This is a genomic window from Chryseobacterium sp. IT-36CA2, assembly GCF_949767875.1.
Taxonomy (GTDB): Bacteria; Bacteroidota; Bacteroidia; order Flavobacteriales; family Weeksellaceae; genus Chryseobacterium.
This window is the reverse complement of the sequence record NZ_CATKPG010000027.1, coordinates 52,258-70,621: the sequence shown is the minus strand read 5'-3', so window position 1 is coordinate 70,621 and position 18,364 is coordinate 52,258. Positions and strand designations below refer to the sequence as shown.

Genomic DNA, 18,364 nt, shown 5'->3' with positions numbered 1-18,364 from the left:
GGTTATCCAAAAATGATCATTGGGTTATTGGTAATAGGGTGTTCACAAATGGTACAGGGAAAATTATAGGCATTGCTTATATTTTCTGCCGTAAAAACTTCCTGTGGCGTTCCATAGGCGGAAACCTGTCCTGATTTCATTAATAAAATCTTATCTGCAAACTGTGCAGCAAGGTTCAGATCATGCAAAACAACAATAGCGCTGTTGGCTTTTTTTGTAAATTTTCTGATAATTTCCAACGCTTTATACTGATGTTTTATATCTAAATTATTCAAAGGTTCATCCAGAAAAAGCAGTTTGTGGGCAATTTCATTTTCAAGCTGCGCCATTACTCTTGAAAGGTGTACTCGCTGTTTTTCTCCTCCCGAAAGGGTGTTGTATTCTCTTTCTTTCAGGTGAAAAATATCGGTTTCGTACATCATATTGTTCATGGCTTCCAAATCTTCTTTTCCGGGCTGGGCATCAAAATACGGATACCTTCCCATCATGATCACATCTTTCACCTCAAGCGGAATATCATTGCTGTTATGCTGTGAGAACTTTGCTTTGTGCTTTGAAAGCTCTTTGATATTCCATTCTCTGATGGGTTTATTTTTAAACAGGACCTTGTTATTTCCGGATTTCACTTCATCAGCCAATACGCTCAGAAGACTTGACTTCCCTGCTCCGTTGGGACCTACAATGGCCAGAAATTCACCGTATTCCAGAGAGACATCTACTCCGTCCAGAATCCGGAATTCTTTATGTTTATAATTAATCTGGTGTGCCTTGATCATTACAGTGATTTTTTAAATTTAACCAAAATAGCGATAAAAATAGGTCCTCCCATTAAAGCTGTTAAAATTCCGATCGGCAGTTCTGACGGTTCTACAATACTTCTGCTGAAGGTATCTGCCGTCAATAACAAAATGCTTCCGCACATTGCCGATAATGGCAAAATAAACGTATAATTGGATTTGAATAAAAGTCTTAAAATATAAGGTACAATAAGACCTACAAAACCAATGGTTCCTGAAAATGCTACACAACTTCCTACCATTAAAGCTACGATGATGATAATCTGCTTTTTCAGTCTTTCTACATTTATTCCCAGATGCTGAGCATCTTTTTCACCCAACATCATTGCATTCAATGCTTTTCCTTTGGGGAGTAAAATAATGTAAGCGATGATTGCAACAATGGCTAAAATGATATTCTTCGTCCACGTAGCAGCTGCCAGGCTTCCTAAATTCCAGAAAGTAAGATCTCTGAGCTGCTCATCTTTTGAGATATAGATCAAAAATCCGGTGATTGAAAAACCAATAGCGGTTATGGCAACTCCTGTAAGCAGCATCATGACTACATTAGTTTTTCCTCCGCTTGTTGAAATTCTGTAAACCAGCATCATTGATAAAAAAGAACCGATAAAAGCCGCTATTCCTACCAGAGAAAATTGCACAACCTCAGGAAGATATTCTTTGAAATGCCCTCCTAAAACAATCGCAATAGCTGCCAGCAAAGTTGCTCCTGATGTAAGTCCTATTAAATCTCCCGTTGCCAGTGGATTCTTGAAAAGTCCCTGAAGACTTGTTCCTGAAACCGACAGCATACTTCCTACTAAAATGGCCATGATAATTCTGGCTGCTCTTACGTCCCAAATCACATATTTATCACTGAGTGACAAACCTGAATCTCCTTTTATAAATTGCCACAAGGCCATGAACGGAGATTTTTCTCCAAAATCATAAACTCCTGTATTAAGTGACAGTACTGCTATAATGGTTAGCAGTACTGCACTTATAATAAGATAAAAGTATAGTTTACTTTGTGCTTTCAATTAAAAGTTTGTTTAATCCTACTGCTGCTTCTCCTACTCTCGGTCCAAAACCTGACACTAAACCTCCGTCCATTGCAATAATCTTTTTGTTTTTACCTGCATTGGTTTGAGATACTCCCGGCATTTTTAGCGCTCCATCATTTCCTCCTGCTCCCTGTAGACCAGTTTCAAAGAAGAATAATACATCAGGATTAGCTTTTACTACGGCTTCTGGTGTCAAAGGTTTGAAATCTTCAAAATCAGTAACCGCATTTTCTCCGCCTGCAAGGGTAATCAATGAAGCCATTGGAGTGTTTTTACCACTTACCATCAGCATGTTTCCTCTGGCATAGATGAACAATACTTTTGGCTTTTTAGCAATAGGCTGTACTTGTTTCAGGTCAGCATCTATTTTATCATTTAATTTCTGATAATCTGTATTTCCGATCGCTTTTGCTACTTGTTCGATCAGTTTTTTAGTTCCGTCAACCGTGTATTCCTGTTTGAAAACTTCCGTTTTAATTCCTGAAGATTTGATTTTACCCATTAATTCCGGGTTAATATCTTTATCAGAAGCTAAAATTAATGTTGGAGAAACGGCCATGATCGGCTCAATAGTCATAGATCTCATGTGCCCAAGATCTTTGGTTGTAGTTTTTAAAGAGGCAGGGTAAGTACTTGTAACATCTGTTGCTACGATTTCTTTTTCGTGGCCAAGAGCTGCTACAATTTCAGTAATTCCTCCGTTTAATGTTACTATTTTATTGTTGGTTTTTGGTGCTTCAGAAGTAGCTTCTGTAGTATTTTCTTTTGCTGTTCCTTCTGCTTTTTTGCAAGAATATACTGCTACAAGTACAGAAGCTGCAAGGATGAATTTTTTCATGATATACTATTATTTGATTATTTATAAAGGTTTGTATTCAAATTGAGGTCTTCCACGTTCTCCTGCCGTGTTTGTTATTCTTGTAAATCTTAATTTAAAGTAATATCCTTCGGCATCTTTAATCACATAGAATCGGTCACCATATACTTCAAGTCCATTGGCGCCTACAGGATTTCTCCAGTTTCCTCCAATCACTCTTTGGTCATTATAAATAAATTTGGAAGGATCAATATCTGAAGTTTTGAAGTTATTGTATGCTTCTACTCCTGATCCTGAAGTTACTTTCACTTCATAGGCACCTACTCCACCTACATTGTTTGAAAGCACAAAATCAGCATAGATGTAACTTCCCGCTCCGGCAATCAGATTGGTAAATACGGTGAAGCACAGATCCCATTTCTTTTTTTCCGGCTGTACTGTTACCTCACTATTTTTTTCCAGACTTACAAAATTGTAGTTGTAGGCTGTGTTTTTGGTAATGGTTAATTCTTTATGCTCTGTGGCATTGAGTTCAGCATATTTTATTTTGTAGTTGGCTCCTGATCTTACCACCTGAACTTTCATCCAGCCTCTGCTATCACCTCCTGTAGTTACTGATCCTGTAGGAACATTTCCTGTAAAGATCTTTCTTCCCATATTAACAAGATAAACGCCATTTTGGGAGTCATCAGCTTTAATTTCTTCTATTGCGGTATTGCCTGTAGGGAAATTACCTTTTACATCATCAATATAGGCTTCATTGGCAGGATTGAAGTTCGCTACCTGAACCTGCTCTTTTAATGCAGTAACACTTGCATCTGTAACCAAATCTATATTGGTTGCATTTGGTATCTTACCTGCCGCCATCATGATAGACGAATTCAAAACTACTTTAAATGAATTCCCTGTATAGAATGCAAAATCCCAATCTGTTCTTTTGGTTGCAACTTCTGTATTGGTACCTAAATCAATCCAAACCTGGTTGGGTTGAGTGGCTCCCCCTACATTTGGATTAACAACAGCTCCATCGGATGGTGCTACCATAACAGCATCTTCATTATCATTAATACAAGATTGAGATATAAAAGATGCTCCTATTAAAAGGGAAAATAGTATTTTTTTCATTTTTAATCCTTTAAAAATTATAATTTAATCTGGCAAAATAACTTCTGCCATAGAATAGATTCTGTTGATCTGCAGCAGCATTGTGGCTGTTTCCTGCCTGTATTGTATTTCTGACAGAGGTAACGTCAAAAATATTTTTAACCCCTACACTGATTTCAAAATGATTTTTAAAGAAAGGCTGGCTTACTGTGAAGTTCATCATATTATAATCACCAATTTCTCCAAGCACATATTGTCCCGGATCTTTTGGATCCTGCAGGTTTGTCTTATGGGTATATCGTTTCTGAGCTCCTGTATATTTGTAATAAAGAGCAAATAAGGTTTTCGTATAAGGTAGTGTATAGTTGGCTGCCAGATTGGCTTCAGCATAAAAATTGTAATCATCCGGTGAAGTAATATTTCCGGTATTAAGAACTTGGGAAACTCCCATTACTGAAACACCTGCATTCAAAGAAAGATCCCCTTTTCTTACATTTATCCCTCCTCCGAACAATAGAGACTTATAATTATCAACATTTAAATAAGTAATTTGTAGAGGACTGTTGTTCACAATTACACTTTCAATCCTGTTTTTTACATCTAAAAACATTCCTGAAGCACTGAAATTAAACTTCCAGTCGTTTGAATTAGCCGTTGCATAATCCCAGAATAAAGATGTTGAATATCCCGTTTCAGGTTTCAGATTTTCATTTCCTCTGATATCATGGTTATTATCTACTACAAAAGTGTATAATTCATCGTAGGTAGGAAACCTGTTTGCAGAACCGAATACCAAACGGATGTCAGATTTTGCAGTAGTTTTAAATCTTAATGTCGTTGAATAATTATATTGAGAGTCGAATTTATCACTCAAAGCCAGTCTTACACCAGGACGTAGGGAAAACCAATTGTTTACATTCCATTCTGCAGATAAGAAATTAGCATAATTGAATATGGAACGCTGAATATCCTTTCCGTTATTATTGCTTTCAAATGTGCTGGCACCAGCAAAACCTTTTGTTCTGTCCAACTCATATCCTAACTGAAAATTGATTTTATCACTGTTCAAAAAGTTACTGAACATCCCTCTGGAATAAAGTACATCAGACTTATAGAAAGTCTGACTTTCATCTCTTGACAATTCCTGTCTGCTCGGAACATCGTAAGTATAGTGTTGTGACTTCCTTTCCTGTGTTTGATAAGAGAAATCTCCGTTGTAATTGATTCTTCCTATTTTAGTCTGGATATTAAATTGATGAATCCATCTTTTAGTATCATAATCAATATCTTGTGCTGTATAAGTTCTGTTACCTCCTCCCAGGTAAAGCTCACTTACTAACGGATTGTAATAATTAATTTTTTCGGAAAGGAAATTCATTTTATAGTAAAAACTCGTATTATTTTTACTGTAGCGTATCACGCCGTTGGTTGTGATCTGATCTTTAGGCTGCCAGTCATAACCACGCTGTCCGTCATTGCTTTCACTAAAGTATTTATAACCCTGAAGATTTCCTTTATACCCCTGAAAATCATTATGATTAATATCTGCAGAAACAGACCAGTTGTCATTTATTTTATATCCAACATTCAATGATTGGATGTGTCGGCCATTTCCTTTTTTAAACCAGTCATAATCTTTATTAACTGTTTCTTCCTGCAAAGAAGCCAGAATCGAAACTTTTTTGCTATAGCTTTTTTTGGTAATAATATTAATCACACCAGCTAAGGCATTATTACCATATTCTACACCCATGGAACCTTTTACCACCTCAATACGTTCAATATTATTAACGTTAATCTTGGTAAGATCTACAAGGTTTCCCATCCCTTCATCACTCACAACAGGAATATTGTCAATAAGAATTTTGGTATAAGCCCCACTCAATCCCATAATATTGGCACTGGAATTTCCTGAGCCTCTGTTCGGTTCTATTAAAATATTCAGATTTTGATTTAAAACTTCGGCAACATTGGTAACAGCCATATTCTTGATTTGCTGTGCATCAATCACCTCTACCTTGTATATTGATTTATTGATTGACTGTTGCATATACTGACCAGTTATAACAACTTCATCAATATTATTTTTATTCAGAGAATCTTTTTGTTGTGCATTCATCCAAAAAGTAATGGACAGTGACAAAACGGTAATCACTTTCTTCTTCATAACTATTGAGAAAAATTTTCAGCAAATATAAAACTTTATTTAGACTCATTAAAAATAATTACATATTTTTGTGGAATAATTCTAAATAAAAATAAAGTTATGACACTAAGATTACTTATTGGAGGTTTAATGCTTACAGCGTTTGGTATGAATGCACAGATGAATAGCATTAATGAAAACTTTGATTCTTTTGCGAATGCTGGAGATGGATCTCTACCTCAGAATGGATGGACAACACAGATTTCAGTTACAGATGCCAGCGTAGCACCAAGACTATCAGTGGAAGCTCCCGGAGCTGCAGACAAATACATCCAGGCATACTCTCTGTTCTCACCAAATACAGCCTTTTATTTAGTATCTCCTCAGATAGCTGCTCCAACCGGAGGTCAGACATTATCTATTACAACATTAAGAATTGGAGGAGCTCCGGGTTCTGGAAGTGTTGAAATGGGTCTTGTAGCAAGTCCTACTGACATGTCTACTTTTACTTCATTAGGAAGCCCTGTTCCAATGACCAATGGTACAGCTGTAGTGACTACTGTAAATGTACCTGCTTCAGCATATCAATACATTGCATTTAAATTTTCGGCAACAGCAAACCACCAGGCTTTGAGATTAGACAATGTAGTTCTTACTCCTGCAGGCTCATTAGGCGTTAATGACGCTTCAAAATCAACAGAAAATATCAAGTTTACAACGACTTCAGATAATACAGCATTGCAGTTTATCAGCAAAAAAGATCCTAAGAATATCCAGATTTATTCTGCAGCAGGTCAAAAAGCAGCTGAAGGAAAACTGAACGGGCAAAGATTTGATATCAGCGCACTTCATACTGGAGTGTATTTCATGAATATTGAAACTGCAGAAGGAAAATTGATCCAATCAAAATTCATCAAGAAATAAGGTTTATTAGACTATTATCAACCTTTATAAAGCCGGCGGGATTACTTCCTTCCGGCTTTTTCGTGCTCTTATTTTACCTTTTTAAGTCTACAATTAAAATAAAAACACGATAAAAATCATGTTTTTATTTAGACTGATTAAAAATAATTATATACTTTTGTGGAATCATTCTAAATAAGGATTTAAAAAATAGATTATGAAAACAAAACTATTATTGGCTTCAGTATTGGCAATGTCTGTTCAGCAGACTGTTTTGGCACAAACTGATGCACAGGGATACTCACAGGTAAATATGACAATGGGGAGCGGATACCAAAACAGAGTGTTCGTAAACCTTGCAGATGGTAATATGGTTTCTCAACCTGCCAATAGCTGGGATATTGCTTTTTATAGAAACTCACCTTATACAGCAGGAACAAGAATAAATGATGCAAAAGATATAGAGGTATACACTGCTTCTACAAACCTTGCAGACTGGGATAATATCAATATCAGCAACCTGTCTTCATGGGGAGCACCTCTTTATAACCCGGATCAGACGACTGACTGGAGCCAGGGAGCCTTTGAACAGGGACCTGTAACCTCTACAAACCCAAATATTCCTTCAACAGGATGGGGAGTCTACAACCCTGTAAGTCACCATATTGAAGGAAAAGCTATTTTTGTATTGAAATATGCTTCAGGAACTTATGTTAAGTTTGCGATTGAAGATGCTTTCGCCGGATATACCTTCAAATATTCAAAATGGAATGGTACAGCATGGGGAGCAACAGAAACAAGAACCGTTGCTAATGGAACAGATGATTCTTATTTCAACTATTTCTCATTTGATACAGGAGCAAAAGTTCCTAGCCTGGAGCCATCCAAAACTGCATGGGATTTCGTATTTACAAAATACTATACTTTCTACATGGGGGTGCAAATGTATCCGCTTTCAGGAGCGATTCAAAGTCCGAATGTGAAAGTAGCAATGGTACAGCCTGAAACTCAAGGAACGGCAACTTCTACCATTCCTGCCACTACAAGTTTCTCATCAGCTATTACTACAGTAGGACACTCCTGGAAAGGGATCGGAACTGTTAAAAGTGATGTTGTATACTACGTTAAAAAAGGAAACGATTACTACAGAATGTACTTCACTACAAATGGTGGGGCAAGTACAGGAAATATGTATTTCAAATATAAAAAGATCACAGAAACTCTTGGAATTACTGAGGTAGGTAAAAAAGCTTCTTTCGGTATTTATCCAAACCCGGCTACAGCTGATAAAAAAGTGACTGTTCTTTTTGATGTTAAAGAAAAATCAGGGAACAAAGGAAGTGTAGAAGTGTATGATCTTACCGGCAAAAAAGTATATTCTGAGGAACTTACTAATCAGGCAGGATTCTACAAACAGGACCTTAACCTGTCTACCCTTACTTCAGGAAATTACCTTGTAAAAATTACTTACGGTGGCCACTCGGAAACGAAAAAGCTTATCGTGAAATAAATTTTTTATTTTAATACTTTCTATTTTTTCTAATAAAAGGGCGGTTTCAAACTATTGAAACCGCCTTTTATTCTTTTAAATTTTAATATATCTTAAAACCTTTGTACACCTCTGCAGAGCTTTCCATGATTTTGGAAGCATCTTTACGGAAATCTAAAAGGTGATCCTGACCGTTATGCCTGTTGTGGTGTTCTACACTTTCCCAAAGCTCAATCAGGAAGAAAGTTCCTTTATTATCTTTATCTTCAATAAGGTCATACTGCAGACAGCCTTCTTCTTTTCTTGTTTCTTTCACCAGGTTCTGAAACAGCTCTACGGCATCCATCAGATAATTTTCATTAAACTTAAAAAGTGCAATGATATGTAAATTCATGTTCTAATATTTAGTGATGTAAAAGTAAAATATTTTCAAAACCGAATATCTATTTTATCTCTTTATTTTTCAACACCATGCTTATTTTTTAATTAAAAACTGATTTATAAATAGTTATAGAACTCATTACGATTACCAATGTTCCGATAATCACAAACATTTTCTTTACCGGAAGCTTAGCAGTAAGCATTGCTGAAAAGGGTGCGGTAATAATTCCGCCTATTAAAAGCCCGAGAATAATATTCCAATGCTGGATTCCCAGGGTAAAGAAAAAGGTAACCGCAGCAGTGATGGTAAGGATAAATTTCGCCACTGTAGAACTTCCCACCGCAAATCTTGGAGTAAAAGCATTTTTAATAAGCGTTCCTGTAACCAGAGGTCCCCATCCTCCACCGGCAAAAGAATCTATAAAACCTCCTATCACGCCAAGTCTTGTCAGATTGGTTTTTCTTTTCAGGGCCTTGCTTTGTTTTTCTTTAAAAGCATTAGACAGGATTTGAATTCCGAGGTATAAAGTATAAAAAGCAATTAATGTTTTGGTGATTTTAGCATAATATTCTCCCAGATAGGTCAGAGATACAGCACCGATAACAGCTCCAATTACCGCAGGAATAGCCAGCTTTTTTACCAGGCTTTTGCTTACATTTTTCAATTTGATGTGGCTGAGACTTCCTGCAGCCGTTGTAAAACTTTCCGCAGAATGAATACTGGCACTTACAATATGGGGAGGAATATTCAGGAGCATAAGAGTTGTAGTACAGATGACACCATATCCCATTCCCATTGATCCTGCCACAATTTCAGCAAAAACACCTACCAGAAGCATCCAATAAAAAATGTAATTATCTTTTGCCAAAATATTCAGAAGTTCATCCAGATATCCCAGTTCGTACATTGAAAAAACAGCAATGAAGATAATAGCAGCCGTCACAAAAAGAACATTAAGCCTTATCTGAATTTTTCTTGAAATCACCATATCACAGAATCTTTTTAATCCATATTACTTCATTAACAACTGTTTCTACCATAAAAACAGCTGACTCCTTATCTTTCTCCGAACTGTAGATGGTTTTTTTTCCGTCTAAAATGGATGCAACAGCTAAATTTGCTGTTATTATAGAATCTGTAAACTTTTGTATTTGGTTTGCTTCTTCTTTTGAAATCATAATTTATTCATTTGAAGTATTGCAAATATCTGATAAAAATATTTATCCTACAAAATAAGTAGACTATTAATTCAAAAAAAAGGATCAGGTCAGTCGACCAGATCCATTAAAGTTTTACTTTCCAGAATATTCAGTGAAGCATCCCGAACCTCTATCAGTACATCGTGAAGCCCGCAGTGATCTTCATTGCAGTCATCACATTTTTCATAGAAATTAAGGCTTACACATGGAAGCATGGCAATAGGGCCATTCACAAGACGAATGATCTTGGCCAGTGTCACATTTTCAGGATTTTCTTTGAGAAAATATCCTCCACCCTTTCCTTTTTTACTATCAAGGATTTCCGCTTTTTTCAGTTCAAGCAGGATATTTTCCAAAAACTTTAAAGGAATCTTTTTGTGTTCCGCGATTTCAGAAATAAGAATCGGGCCATCATTTCTTTTTTCTACAAGATATGACAGCGCCTTAAAAGCATATTGAGATTTTTTTGAAAGCATTACAGCAAAAATAAGAAAATTGTTTAATATTTGAAAAAAGACAATTTTCATCAATTGTTTCTTCTGCCTTTACGGTTTTTATCTTATCTGTCTTATCCGTAATTTTACGGTTTTTACTACTACATTTTTGCCTTTCTCCTATTAAATCGCTATGTTTGCGATATGTTCAGTAAACAAGAGGCGCAGCAATTAAAAAAAGAATTTTGGACTGCTTTCGGAAGGTCATTTCCCAGAAAATGGATTCTTTATGATACCAAAATCAAGGATATGTCATTTAAATTTTCTGCCGACAACAAAAAAGCGGAAGTTTCTCTGGATATCGAAATGAAAGACGAAATTTTCCGAAATGCCTACTACGAAAAGATCTGGTCCCTGGAAGATATTTTAAAAGATTTCATTGGAGATTTTCAAAAAGAAGAATATTTCACCCTGGAAAACGGCAAGATTATCAGCAGAATATGGATCGAAAAACATGGAGTTTCTATTTTTAATAAAAATACCTGGCAAGAAATTTTTGAGTTTTTTGTGGACAAAATGGACGGTTTCGAAAGGTTTTATTATGAATATGAGGATTTTATAAAGAAAATATAAAATAATTACGAAATAAATACTGTTTTATGCTTCATATTAATATAAAAAAAGAAAACTTATCTTTGCTCCACCACTTAAACTAATAGATGAAACTAACTAACATGATTAAAAATGAGAAAAGTGTACAAAAACATTTTTGGAGAAATTCTCTCCAAAAGTAAAGCTGTGAAGCTAAACGAATATCATCTGTATTATTATGAGGAAGGTTCCGATTTCTTAAAAGAAATTGAATTCATCAATGAAGATACTGTTTATAACATCAATTATTTTCTAAGTGACGGAGAGGATGAGGCACAGGTGGTAGATTATCTCAAGGAAAAATCAGATTTTTTTGATATTGAAAAAAGGGAAACCAACGACGGTTTTATTATCTCTACCAATAAACTGTATTCCTTATCTGTGGATGATCTGCCTTTAATTTCTAAAACCGTTTTCAAAACTGATGATCCTGAAAACTTTATCTGTTCCCAGGTTATAGACAACGAAACACATGAACCGCAACTTGAAAGAACGATAAAATGCTGGTATACCAACGACGAAGGTGGTGAAAAATACGCAGCAATAGAATGCAGCTATCAGGAAGATGGAAAATTGGAACTGGCTGTAGATAAAACCTCAGATCCTGATCACGAAGAAAACTGGTCTCATTATGATTATGATACTTTTCCAGACCTTCAGGCACAAACATCTACGGATATTAGTTATTACAGAACTGCCGCTCTACTTCCAAAAGAAGCCTATCAGCAATAATTTCTACTAAAAAACACTTATCTCAAAAAATTATTAATCGAAGTTAACTCTATTTTTTATCAGGCAGGAAGTAATTCAATCCTGAACTTAATAAACATCTATGCAGATTAATCTGTTTTTATCAGATTGAATCTTTAGAAAAATAATAATGGCTGTCTCTTTATTGAGGCAGTCTTTTTTTAATACTTATTATGATCTTCAACACCAATTTCTCTGATAAAAAAGGGAATGATGCTTTTTATGGGATCTGGAACGTTCTGGAAAAGTATCAGAATAAGCTGTAAACCCAGCTATTACTTACTTCTTAAAATAACATCAATTATTTATTAAACAGACCATTAGGTATTTTCACACAAGATGGTTTTTGGTTATTTATACTCTAAAATTCTTCTTTTTTTCTTTGTTACTTTGGGTTCCTAAAGTAGAAAAAAACCGACTCATTATAACGTTATAAGGGGTAAAAACTAATCAACAACCAAAAGCAAAAACATGGAAACAATTGAAATCACAAGAACTGAGGTAGGGATTAATGATCCTTTTCAGAGAGTTATTTTCGATCAACCGGAAAGTTTAACCGGAGAATCCACAGAGTCCTACTCTATTGAAGTAGCAGGACAAGGCCAGCTTACAGGACTTTCCTACACAGTACCTGCTCACACAGAAGGGAGAATCAAGGCAAAACTTCAGATCAATGCTATGTCCAGCGAAGATGTAAAAAAACTCAATGATCTTGCTATGGGAATGCTGAATGCCAGCGCCAAAGAAGAGCTCAGGGAGTTTGAAAAAACATCAGCAAGCGCCAATCTATCTGTATGGACCTGGTTTTTTGGTGGTGGAGGTGCTTCAGCATCTTATGAGAAAACAAAGAATCTGATGAAATCAAAAGGGCTTACTGAAGCTCAAATCACCACGTTGATGAACACGTTCCTGGAAATGGCAAAAAAAATGTCAACAGTACAAATTAATTTTTACGTAAACAATTCTGCAAACAGTTATTCTGTTTCGGGGGATCTTTATCTGTATACAGTTTCCGGGACGATCAAAACTGAAAAAGGAACATCACAGTACCGTATGTTATCCGATCAGGCTTCTGCAGGCGGACCTCCTCCTTCGGGTGGTGGAGCACCTTCTTCAGGAGTTATTAAACTGAATTAATTCCGATAAGACAAGGTTCAATATTATTAACAAAACTCCCGGAAGAAAGTCTTCCGGGAGTTTTATATTTTATCCAAATTTCTTTTTTCTTAACCAGAAGAACAACCCTCCGATAAGACCGATAATCACAAGTGGAAGCAATAAATTCAGCCACTGCCATGTCGATTTCTCTTCGGTAATTCTTTGCCTGTCAAGAAGCCTTTCTTCAATATTTCTGTTTCTCAGCTCCATCAGGTTACTGTCATCCAGCAAATAATCTAAAGCGTTTCTAAGGAACTGTTCGTTTCCAAACTGCTCGTTGGTTAAAAGATCTACTCCCAATGGAAGTGGTTTTCCTTTGATCACTTTATTTCTTCCTACATCTCCGTCTGCGATAACGATCATTTTGTTTTCCGGACTTGATGTTTTGAATCCAGGGTAAGATTTTCTTTCAATTCTTGATGCATATGCAGAATTAAATTTCCCTTCCAGAGCAACAGCAAAGATCTTTGGAGTACTTGGTTTTTCCATTTGTCCAAGACTGTCTACGCTTGCAATTTCTTTCAAATCAACATAGTTTGGAACCTGTTTCAACAATGTTCTTTCACTGGATTCGAAAAGAACTTTTGTTTTGATATTCTTTCTTCCACCTAATGTGTCAATGGAAGTTGGGAATTCAAATTTTACGGGATTGATATTTTTTGTGATAGGGTCATTACTTTCAGCAATTCCAAGTGGATAATAAGGCCAAGGTAAGCTCGTATACTGAGGATTTCCGCTCACTTCACCTGTAACCAGTCTTAAAAGGGCAAACTTTTTAACGTCTTTTACCAAAGCAGGATTGATTCTCAACCCATAATTGAAAAAGAAGTCTGTCATATTAATATCTACCGGGAAAGGCATTACTTTTTTGGATCTCGTTAAAGTATCCATTTCAGCATTTACTGCATCAATCATCCAAAGGGTTTTCCCTCCATTCATGATGTACTGGTCAAGAATTACTTTTTCATTATCTGTAAACGCTTTTCTTGGTTTTGCAATCACCAAAGCGCTCATCTGTTTCAACAGTGGAATATCTTCCAACGAAAGCTCAGTCTGATTTTTAGGAATAATAGGTCCGGCATCATAGTTTTCCATGGCCAGCTGTACAAATCCCTGGAATTCGTCTGGATTTAGCTCATCATGATTCACCAGGATTCCGATTTTCTTTCTCTTAGCTGCTGCAATATTCTTGATATTGGAAACAAGATTGTACTCTAATCCTTCAATAGATCTTGTCAGCTGCTGATCAGCATCAATTCCCGCCTGTTGTACTACCAATGGTATAGAAGCTCCGCCATCTCCATATTTGATCACAGCGTATGGGAAAAGAGTGATCTGTGAGATCTTTCCGTCTTTTACATCCGGAAGAATAGACGGCTGCATACCCATTGCCATCAGGGTATCCTGGGACATTTTTGTTTTGATCGGGTCTATGAATTTAAAATCAATCTTCGGATTAATTTTTCTGAATTCTTCCAGCATGAATTTCGTTTCGCTTTGTAACTGCTTGAAACTTGCAGGAAAGTCACCTTCCAGGTATACTTCAACAGTCAGAGGCTTTTTCACGGACTCCAAGACTTTGATGGTGTTATCTGAAAGTGTATATCTTTTTTCTTTTGTTAAGTCTAATCGGATTCCTGAATAGGTCAGGATAATCACTAAAGGAACAATTACAATTAAGAAAATTCCCAGTGGAGATTTAGCATTGAACTTCTTCATGATTCTACTTCTTTTTGTTAATAAAATGATTAGACAATACTAATGAAGCACCGATAACAAGGACGAAATAGGCTACATCTTTAAAATCAATAAGCCCTCTTGTAAAGCCTAAGAAATGTTGATAGAAACCAATATTCTGAAGAATAAAGTCCGCTCCCCCCAATAATTTATAGCTTGCCAGCTGCTCGATTCCAAAATACATAATAAAACACATGAAAACCCCCAGCAAATAGGCCATAATCTGGTTTTGAGATAATGAAGAGGCCAGAATTCCCACTGCTGAAAATGCTGCGATTAGCATGATTAGCCCAAGGTAGCTTCCGAAGGTCATCCCAAGGTCAATATTCCCTGCAGGAACTCCCAGCACATATACTGTATAAAGGTAAATTAATGAAGGAATAAGGCATAAAATACCAACAATCCATACGGAAAGAAATTTTCCGGCAACCAGTTCTGAAACCTTTAATGGTTGTGAAAAAAGCCAGTTTAATGTTCCGGTTTGCTGTTCTTCTGCAAAAGTTTTCATGGAAAGTGCTGGAATGATAAACATCAACAGCCATGGCACCAAAACGAAATAGCTCTGCAATGAGGCCATTCCGATCTCAAAAATATTAGAATCGTTGTCGAAAAAGAACAGGAAAAGGGTTGCTATCAAACTGAAAGCGGCAATAATCACCCATGCACTCCAGTTTCCAAAGTAACTCCAAAGTTCTTTCTTTAAAATTGCAATCATAGTTTTTTTGTAAGATGTAAAAAGGATGAATGTATTAAAGCATACGTCCTACTCCACAATTATTTGTTTTTTTTATTTTTATTAACCAGTTTCACTGTCATCATGATAAGAAATACAAGAACGAAAAATCCTGTAATTAATTGCCACCAGTATTCGATCACCATTGATTTTAAAATGACTGTAAATACCACCAGAAACAAAATGAAAGTTGCAATTTCATTAGCCTGTCTCAGTTTGATATTGGCAATTGGTAGTGTATTTCCACTCAATATTTTTAAATGAAGGACTTTTTTCCAGCACCAGTAATGGTAAATAGCAAGCCCGATAAGGAAAGTAAGTTTCAGGTGAAACCAACCCATCTTCATCAACCCAGGATTTAGAAAAATCATGACCAATCCGCATACCGTCATAATTACCCCCGCCGGAACGGTAATAATATTCCACAGTCTTCTGGCCATAAAAGTATACTGCTCCCTCAGAATTTTCTTTTTTTCTTCCGGAAATTCATCGGTATCCTTATAGTAAACGAAAATCCTCACGAGATAAAAAATCCCCGCAAAGTAGCTTACCATAAAAATAATGTGCAGCGCTTTGATTATTGTATAAAGCATTCAGAAAAAATTAACAGCAAAGATAAGCTTATTATATAATTGTTAAAAATAAATTTCTTTTGATCAGGAAAATATAAGTAAAAATAGATTTCTATAAAAAATAGTTCGGCTCGGGGCAGCAAAGCTGCCCGAGCCGAACATTATATTTTCATTGTTGTAATCAATTCAACGATTAAGAGATCACTCCTAATTCTTTTCCTACTTTTTCAAAAGCGGCAATGGCTTTATCCAAATGTTCTCTCGTATGAGCCGCAGATAGCTGTACTCTGATTCTCGCTTTTCCTTTCGGTACTACAGGATAGAAGAATCCGATTACGTAAATACCTTCATCCATAAGCTTTTCAGCCATTTTCTGAGAAAGCGGTGCATCGTAAAGCATGACCGGAACAATAGCGGCATCTCCTTCAGGAATATCGAAACCTTTCGCTTTCATTTCCGTTCTGAAATATTCTGCATTTTCCATTACTTTATCACGAAGGGATGTATCATCAGAAATCATATCCAATACTTTCAAAGCAGCTCCGACGATTCCAGGCGCCAGAGAGTTAGAGAATAAATAAGGTCTTGAACGCTGTCTCAGCATATCAATGATCTCTTTTTTACCGGAAGTAAATCCTCCTAAAGCTCCTCCTAAAGCTTTTCCTAAAGTAGAAGTGATAATATCTACTCTACCCATTACTTCATTAGCCTCATGAGTTCCACGACCTGTTTTCCCGATGAAACCTGTTGCGTGAGAATCATCTACCATTACCAAAGCATCATATTTATCAGCAAGGTCACAAACTCCTTTTAAGTCTGCAACGATACCATCCATTGAGAATACTCCGTCTGTAACAATAATTTTGAAACGGTGATTCTTTTCAGAAGCTGCAATCAACTGAGCTTCCAGATCAGCCATGTTATTGTTTTTATATCTATATCTAGCTGCCTTACACAAACGAACACCATCAATGATAGATGCGTGGTTCAATTCATCTGAAATAATAGCATCCTCTTCTGTAAACAAAGGTTCGAAAACCCCACCATTCGCATCAAATGCTGCTGCATAAAGAATAGTATCTTCAAGACCTAAGAAATCAGCGATTTTTTTCTCAAGATCCTTGTGAATATCCTGTGTTCCACAGATGAAACGTACAGAAGACATTCCATATCCATGAGATTGAATCATTTCCTGAGAAGCTTTCATTACTTCCGGATGGTTTGATAATCCCAGATAATTATTCGCACAGAAGTTCAAAAGCTTTTTTCCGTTGGCTTCTATTTCTGCACTTTGTTGAGAAGTGATGATTCTTTCTCTTTTGTAAAGTCCGTCATTCTCAATATTCTGAAGTTCATTCTGTAAATGTTGAAGGTATTTTTCAGAGATCATTTTTGGTAATTTTTTAGATGTGCTAATTTACTAAAAAGGCAGTAAAATAAAACCTTTTATCAGTTTAATTCTAAAAAATCAATATTGATTTAAGTTTTAACATCATTAGTCTACAAATTTAGTAGGATAATATTTATATTTGTTTAAAATTTTAATGCATGAGACTAAAGCCGGTACAAAAAACAAAGAAAATCAGTTCAGAAACCTTCATTAACACCCATATGAAACCGAGAATTCCCATTATTCTTGAAAACTTTATGCACCCGGAAAGTCCAGCTTTCAAAAAGTGGAATTATGAATATTTCAAAGAAATTGCAGGTGATCAAATGGTTAATATATATGGCAGTGAACTTGATTCTCTGGACAGAGTCGCAAGTGATCCTATCGCACAAACCACATTTTCAGAGTACCTTGATCTGATACAATCTGCCCCTACAGAACACAGACTTTTCTTATTTAATTTACTAAAAATAAAGCCTGAGCTTAAGAACGATATCATCTACAATGATGTTACGAATGGGAAAATATTAAAATGGCTTCCTTTTATGTTCTTTGGTGGTGAAGGTTCTGTTACCAGAAATCATATTGATATTGACATGTCACATGTTTTCATTACGCAATTTCAGGGAATCAAAAGAGTATGGCTTTTCCCTTGGGAACAGTCTGATTTTATGTACAAACTGCCTTATAATTTTCACAGTCTTACTCAGATAAAAAATCCGAATTACAGAAAATATCCGGCGCTACTCTATTTAAATGGTTATGAAGCAATTATTCATCCCGGTGAAACGCTTTATATTCCTTCCGGATGGTGGCATTATATTCAATATGATGCGGAAGGATACTCTATATCAGTAAGAGCCCTTCCATCGAGTGCTCTTGAAAAATGGCGGGGCTTTAAAAACTTAGTCATTATCCGGCATTTTGATAATCTCATGCGTAGAATATTCAAAGAAAAATGGTTTAGCTATAAAGTAAAAATAGCCCGGGAAAGAGGAACCAGAGCGGCCAAAAAACAAAGAAGCTTTCAAATCTGAAAGCTTCTTTTGTTATATTGTG

19 protein-coding genes are annotated in these 18,364 nt (G+C 36.0%); 6 read left to right on the top strand and 13 right to left on the bottom strand.

The window, feature by feature from the left end:
- Positions 1-2: 2 nt before the first annotated feature.
- From ACM6F9_RS22370 to ACM6F9_RS22350, 5 genes are read right to left on the bottom strand one after another with little or no spacing between them, the layout of a single operon-like run.
- Entirely contained in the window at positions 3-776 is a 774-nt protein-coding gene (locus ACM6F9_RS22370) for a heme ABC transporter ATP-binding protein (RefSeq protein ID WP_414847708.1), read from the bottom strand.
- The gene (locus ACM6F9_RS22365) at positions 776-1,816 is read right to left on the bottom strand and encodes a FecCD family ABC transporter permease (RefSeq protein ID WP_414847707.1); all 1,041 of its coding nucleotides are present in this window, start codon (positions 1,814-1,816) and stop codon (positions 776-778) included. The genes ACM6F9_RS22370 and ACM6F9_RS22365 overlap by 1 nt, the downstream gene beginning before the upstream one ends.
- The gene (locus ACM6F9_RS22360; protein WP_414847706.1) at positions 1,800-2,678 is read right to left on the bottom strand and encodes a heme/hemin ABC transporter substrate-binding protein; all 879 of its coding nucleotides are present in this window, start codon (positions 2,676-2,678) and stop codon (positions 1,800-1,802) included. The genes ACM6F9_RS22365 and ACM6F9_RS22360 overlap by 17 nt, the downstream gene beginning before the upstream one ends.
- A gap of 21 nt (positions 2,679-2,699) precedes the next feature.
- Positions 2,700-3,782, bottom strand: a complete 1,083-nt coding sequence (locus ACM6F9_RS22355) for an HmuY family protein (RefSeq protein ID WP_414847705.1) — start codon at positions 3,780-3,782, stop codon at positions 2,700-2,702.
- 10 nt (positions 3,783-3,792) lie between these two features.
- Complete coding sequence (locus tag ACM6F9_RS22350) at positions 3,793-5,928, bottom strand: TonB-dependent receptor plug domain-containing protein (RefSeq protein ID WP_414847704.1); 2,136 nt, start codon at positions 5,926-5,928, stop codon at positions 3,793-3,795.
- Positions 5,929-6,027: 99 nt separating this feature from the next.
- On the opposite strand from ACM6F9_RS22350, the gene ACM6F9_RS22345 reads away from it, so the two are divergent.
- Complete coding sequence (locus ACM6F9_RS22345; protein WP_414847703.1) at positions 6,028-6,831, top strand: T9SS type A sorting domain-containing protein; 804 nt, start codon at positions 6,028-6,030, stop codon at positions 6,829-6,831.
- Positions 6,832-7,027: 196 nt separating this feature from the next.
- The gene (locus tag ACM6F9_RS22340) at positions 7,028-8,320 is read left to right on the top strand and encodes a T9SS type A sorting domain-containing protein (RefSeq protein ID WP_414847702.1); all 1,293 of its coding nucleotides are present in this window, start codon (positions 7,028-7,030) and stop codon (positions 8,318-8,320) included.
- Positions 8,321-8,402: 82 nt separating this feature from the next.
- On the opposite strand, the gene ACM6F9_RS22335 is transcribed toward ACM6F9_RS22340, so the two are convergent.
- The 4 genes from ACM6F9_RS22335 to ACM6F9_RS22320 form a co-directional block, all read right to left on the bottom strand.
- Complete coding sequence (locus ACM6F9_RS22335; protein WP_047376912.1) at positions 8,403-8,693, bottom strand: putative quinol monooxygenase; 291 nt, start codon at positions 8,691-8,693, stop codon at positions 8,403-8,405.
- An 88-nt stretch (positions 8,694-8,781) separates the two neighbouring features.
- The gene (locus ACM6F9_RS22330) at positions 8,782-9,669 is read right to left on the bottom strand and encodes a sulfite exporter TauE/SafE family protein (RefSeq protein WP_414847701.1); all 888 of its coding nucleotides are present in this window, start codon (positions 9,667-9,669) and stop codon (positions 8,782-8,784) included.
- Between the two features lies 1 nt (position 9,670).
- The gene (locus tag ACM6F9_RS22325; protein ID WP_414847700.1) at positions 9,671-9,859 is read right to left on the bottom strand and encodes a hypothetical protein; all 189 of its coding nucleotides are present in this window, start codon (positions 9,857-9,859) and stop codon (positions 9,671-9,673) included.
- Between the two features lie 89 nt (positions 9,860-9,948).
- Complete coding sequence (locus ACM6F9_RS22320; RefSeq protein WP_105703121.1) at positions 9,949-10,356, bottom strand: RrF2 family transcriptional regulator; 408 nt, start codon at positions 10,354-10,356, stop codon at positions 9,949-9,951.
- Between the two features lie 162 nt (positions 10,357-10,518).
- Between ACM6F9_RS22320 and ACM6F9_RS22315 the strand changes: the two genes are divergently transcribed.
- The 3 genes from ACM6F9_RS22315 to ACM6F9_RS22305 all read left to right on the top strand — a co-directional run bounded on the left by ACM6F9_RS22315 (position 10,519) and on the right by ACM6F9_RS22305 (position 12,852).
- Complete coding sequence (locus ACM6F9_RS22315; RefSeq protein ID WP_414847699.1) at positions 10,519-10,947, top strand: DUF4268 domain-containing protein; 429 nt, start codon at positions 10,519-10,521, stop codon at positions 10,945-10,947.
- A 111-nt stretch (positions 10,948-11,058) separates the two neighbouring features.
- Positions 11,059-11,697: a hypothetical protein gene (locus ACM6F9_RS22310; RefSeq protein ID WP_414847698.1), complete on the top strand. Its 639-nt coding sequence runs from the start codon at positions 11,059-11,061 to the stop codon at positions 11,695-11,697.
- Positions 11,698-12,186: 489 nt separating this feature from the next.
- Entirely contained in the window at positions 12,187-12,852 is a 666-nt protein-coding gene (locus ACM6F9_RS22305) for a hypothetical protein (RefSeq protein WP_414847697.1), read from the top strand.
- Between the two features lie 69 nt (positions 12,853-12,921).
- Here ACM6F9_RS22305 and gldG read toward each other — a convergent pair whose 3' ends face one another.
- The 4 genes from gldG to kbl all read right to left on the bottom strand — a co-directional run bounded on the left by gldG (position 12,922) and on the right by kbl (position 17,305).
- A complete protein-coding gene (gene gldG, locus ACM6F9_RS22300) occupies positions 12,922-14,592 on the bottom strand; it encodes a gliding motility-associated ABC transporter substrate-binding protein GldG (RefSeq protein WP_414847696.1) in 1,671 nt (556 codons plus the stop codon).
- 4 nt (positions 14,593-14,596) lie between these two features.
- Entirely contained in the window at positions 14,597-15,325 is a 729-nt protein-coding gene (locus ACM6F9_RS22295; RefSeq protein WP_414847695.1) for an ABC transporter permease, read from the bottom strand.
- A gap of 59 nt (positions 15,326-15,384) precedes the next feature.
- Positions 15,385-15,936, bottom strand: coding sequence for a CopD family protein (locus ACM6F9_RS22290; protein ID WP_414847694.1), 552 nt, complete (start codon positions 15,934-15,936; stop codon positions 15,385-15,387).
- A 172-nt stretch (positions 15,937-16,108) separates the two neighbouring features.
- The gene (gene kbl / locus ACM6F9_RS22285) at positions 16,109-17,305 is read right to left on the bottom strand and encodes a glycine C-acetyltransferase (protein ID WP_105703114.1); all 1,197 of its coding nucleotides are present in this window, start codon (positions 17,303-17,305) and stop codon (positions 16,109-16,111) included.
- Positions 17,306-17,463: 158 nt separating this feature from the next.
- Between kbl and ACM6F9_RS22280 the strand changes: the two genes are divergently transcribed.
- Positions 17,464-18,342 (top strand): cupin-like domain-containing protein, encoded by an 879-nt coding sequence (locus tag ACM6F9_RS22280; protein ID WP_414847693.1) that lies wholly within the window; start codon positions 17,464-17,466, stop codon positions 18,340-18,342.
- Positions 18,343-18,364: the final 22 nt, after the last annotated feature.

Coding starts and splice junctions, on each gene's coding strand:
- ACM6F9_RS22370 (WP_414847708.1), bottom strand. CDS start 776: ATGATCAAGGCACACCAGATTAATTATAAACATAAAGAATTCCGGATT.
- ACM6F9_RS22360 (WP_414847706.1), bottom strand. CDS start 2,678: ATGAAAAAATTCATCCTTGCAGCTTCTGTACTTGTAGCAGTATATTCT.
- ACM6F9_RS22355 (WP_414847705.1), bottom strand. CDS start 3,782: ATGAAAAAAATACTATTTTCCCTTTTAATAGGAGCATCTTTTATATCT.
- ACM6F9_RS22350 (WP_414847704.1), bottom strand. CDS start 5,928: ATGAAGAAGAAAGTGATTACCGTTTTGTCACTGTCCATTACTTTTTGG.
- ACM6F9_RS22345 (WP_414847703.1), top strand. CDS start 6,028: ATGACACTAAGATTACTTATTGGAGGTTTAATGCTTACAGCGTTTGGT.
- ACM6F9_RS22340 (WP_414847702.1), top strand. CDS start 7,028: ATGAAAACAAAACTATTATTGGCTTCAGTATTGGCAATGTCTGTTCAG.
- ACM6F9_RS22335 (WP_047376912.1), bottom strand. CDS start 8,693: ATGAATTTACATATCATTGCACTTTTTAAGTTTAATGAAAATTATCTG.
- ACM6F9_RS22330 (WP_414847701.1), bottom strand. CDS start 9,669: ATGGTGATTTCAAGAAAAATTCAGATAAGGCTTAATGTTCTTTTTGTG.
- ACM6F9_RS22325 (WP_414847700.1), bottom strand. CDS start 9,859: ATGATTTCAAAAGAAGAAGCAAACCAAATACAAAAGTTTACAGATTCT.
- ACM6F9_RS22320 (WP_105703121.1), bottom strand. CDS start 10,356: ATGCTTTCAAAAAAATCTCAATATGCTTTTAAGGCGCTGTCATATCTT.
- ACM6F9_RS22315 (WP_414847699.1), top strand. CDS start 10,519: ATGTTCAGTAAACAAGAGGCGCAGCAATTAAAAAAAGAATTTTGGACT.
- ACM6F9_RS22310 (WP_414847698.1), top strand. CDS start 11,059: ATGAGAAAAGTGTACAAAAACATTTTTGGAGAAATTCTCTCCAAAAGT.
- ACM6F9_RS22305 (WP_414847697.1), top strand. CDS start 12,187: ATGGAAACAATTGAAATCACAAGAACTGAGGTAGGGATTAATGATCCT.
- gldG (WP_414847696.1), bottom strand. CDS start 14,592: ATGAAGAAGTTCAATGCTAAATCTCCACTGGGAATTTTCTTAATTGTA.
- ACM6F9_RS22295 (WP_414847695.1), bottom strand. CDS start 15,325: ATGATTGCAATTTTAAAGAAAGAACTTTGGAGTTACTTTGGAAACTGG.
- ACM6F9_RS22290 (WP_414847694.1), bottom strand. CDS start 15,936: ATGCTTTATACAATAATCAAAGCGCTGCACATTATTTTTATGGTAAGC.
- kbl (WP_105703114.1), bottom strand. CDS start 17,305: ATGATCTCTGAAAAATACCTTCAACATTTACAGAATGAACTTCAGAAT.
- ACM6F9_RS22280 (WP_414847693.1), top strand. CDS start 17,464: ATGAGACTAAAGCCGGTACAAAAAACAAAGAAAATCAGTTCAGAAACC.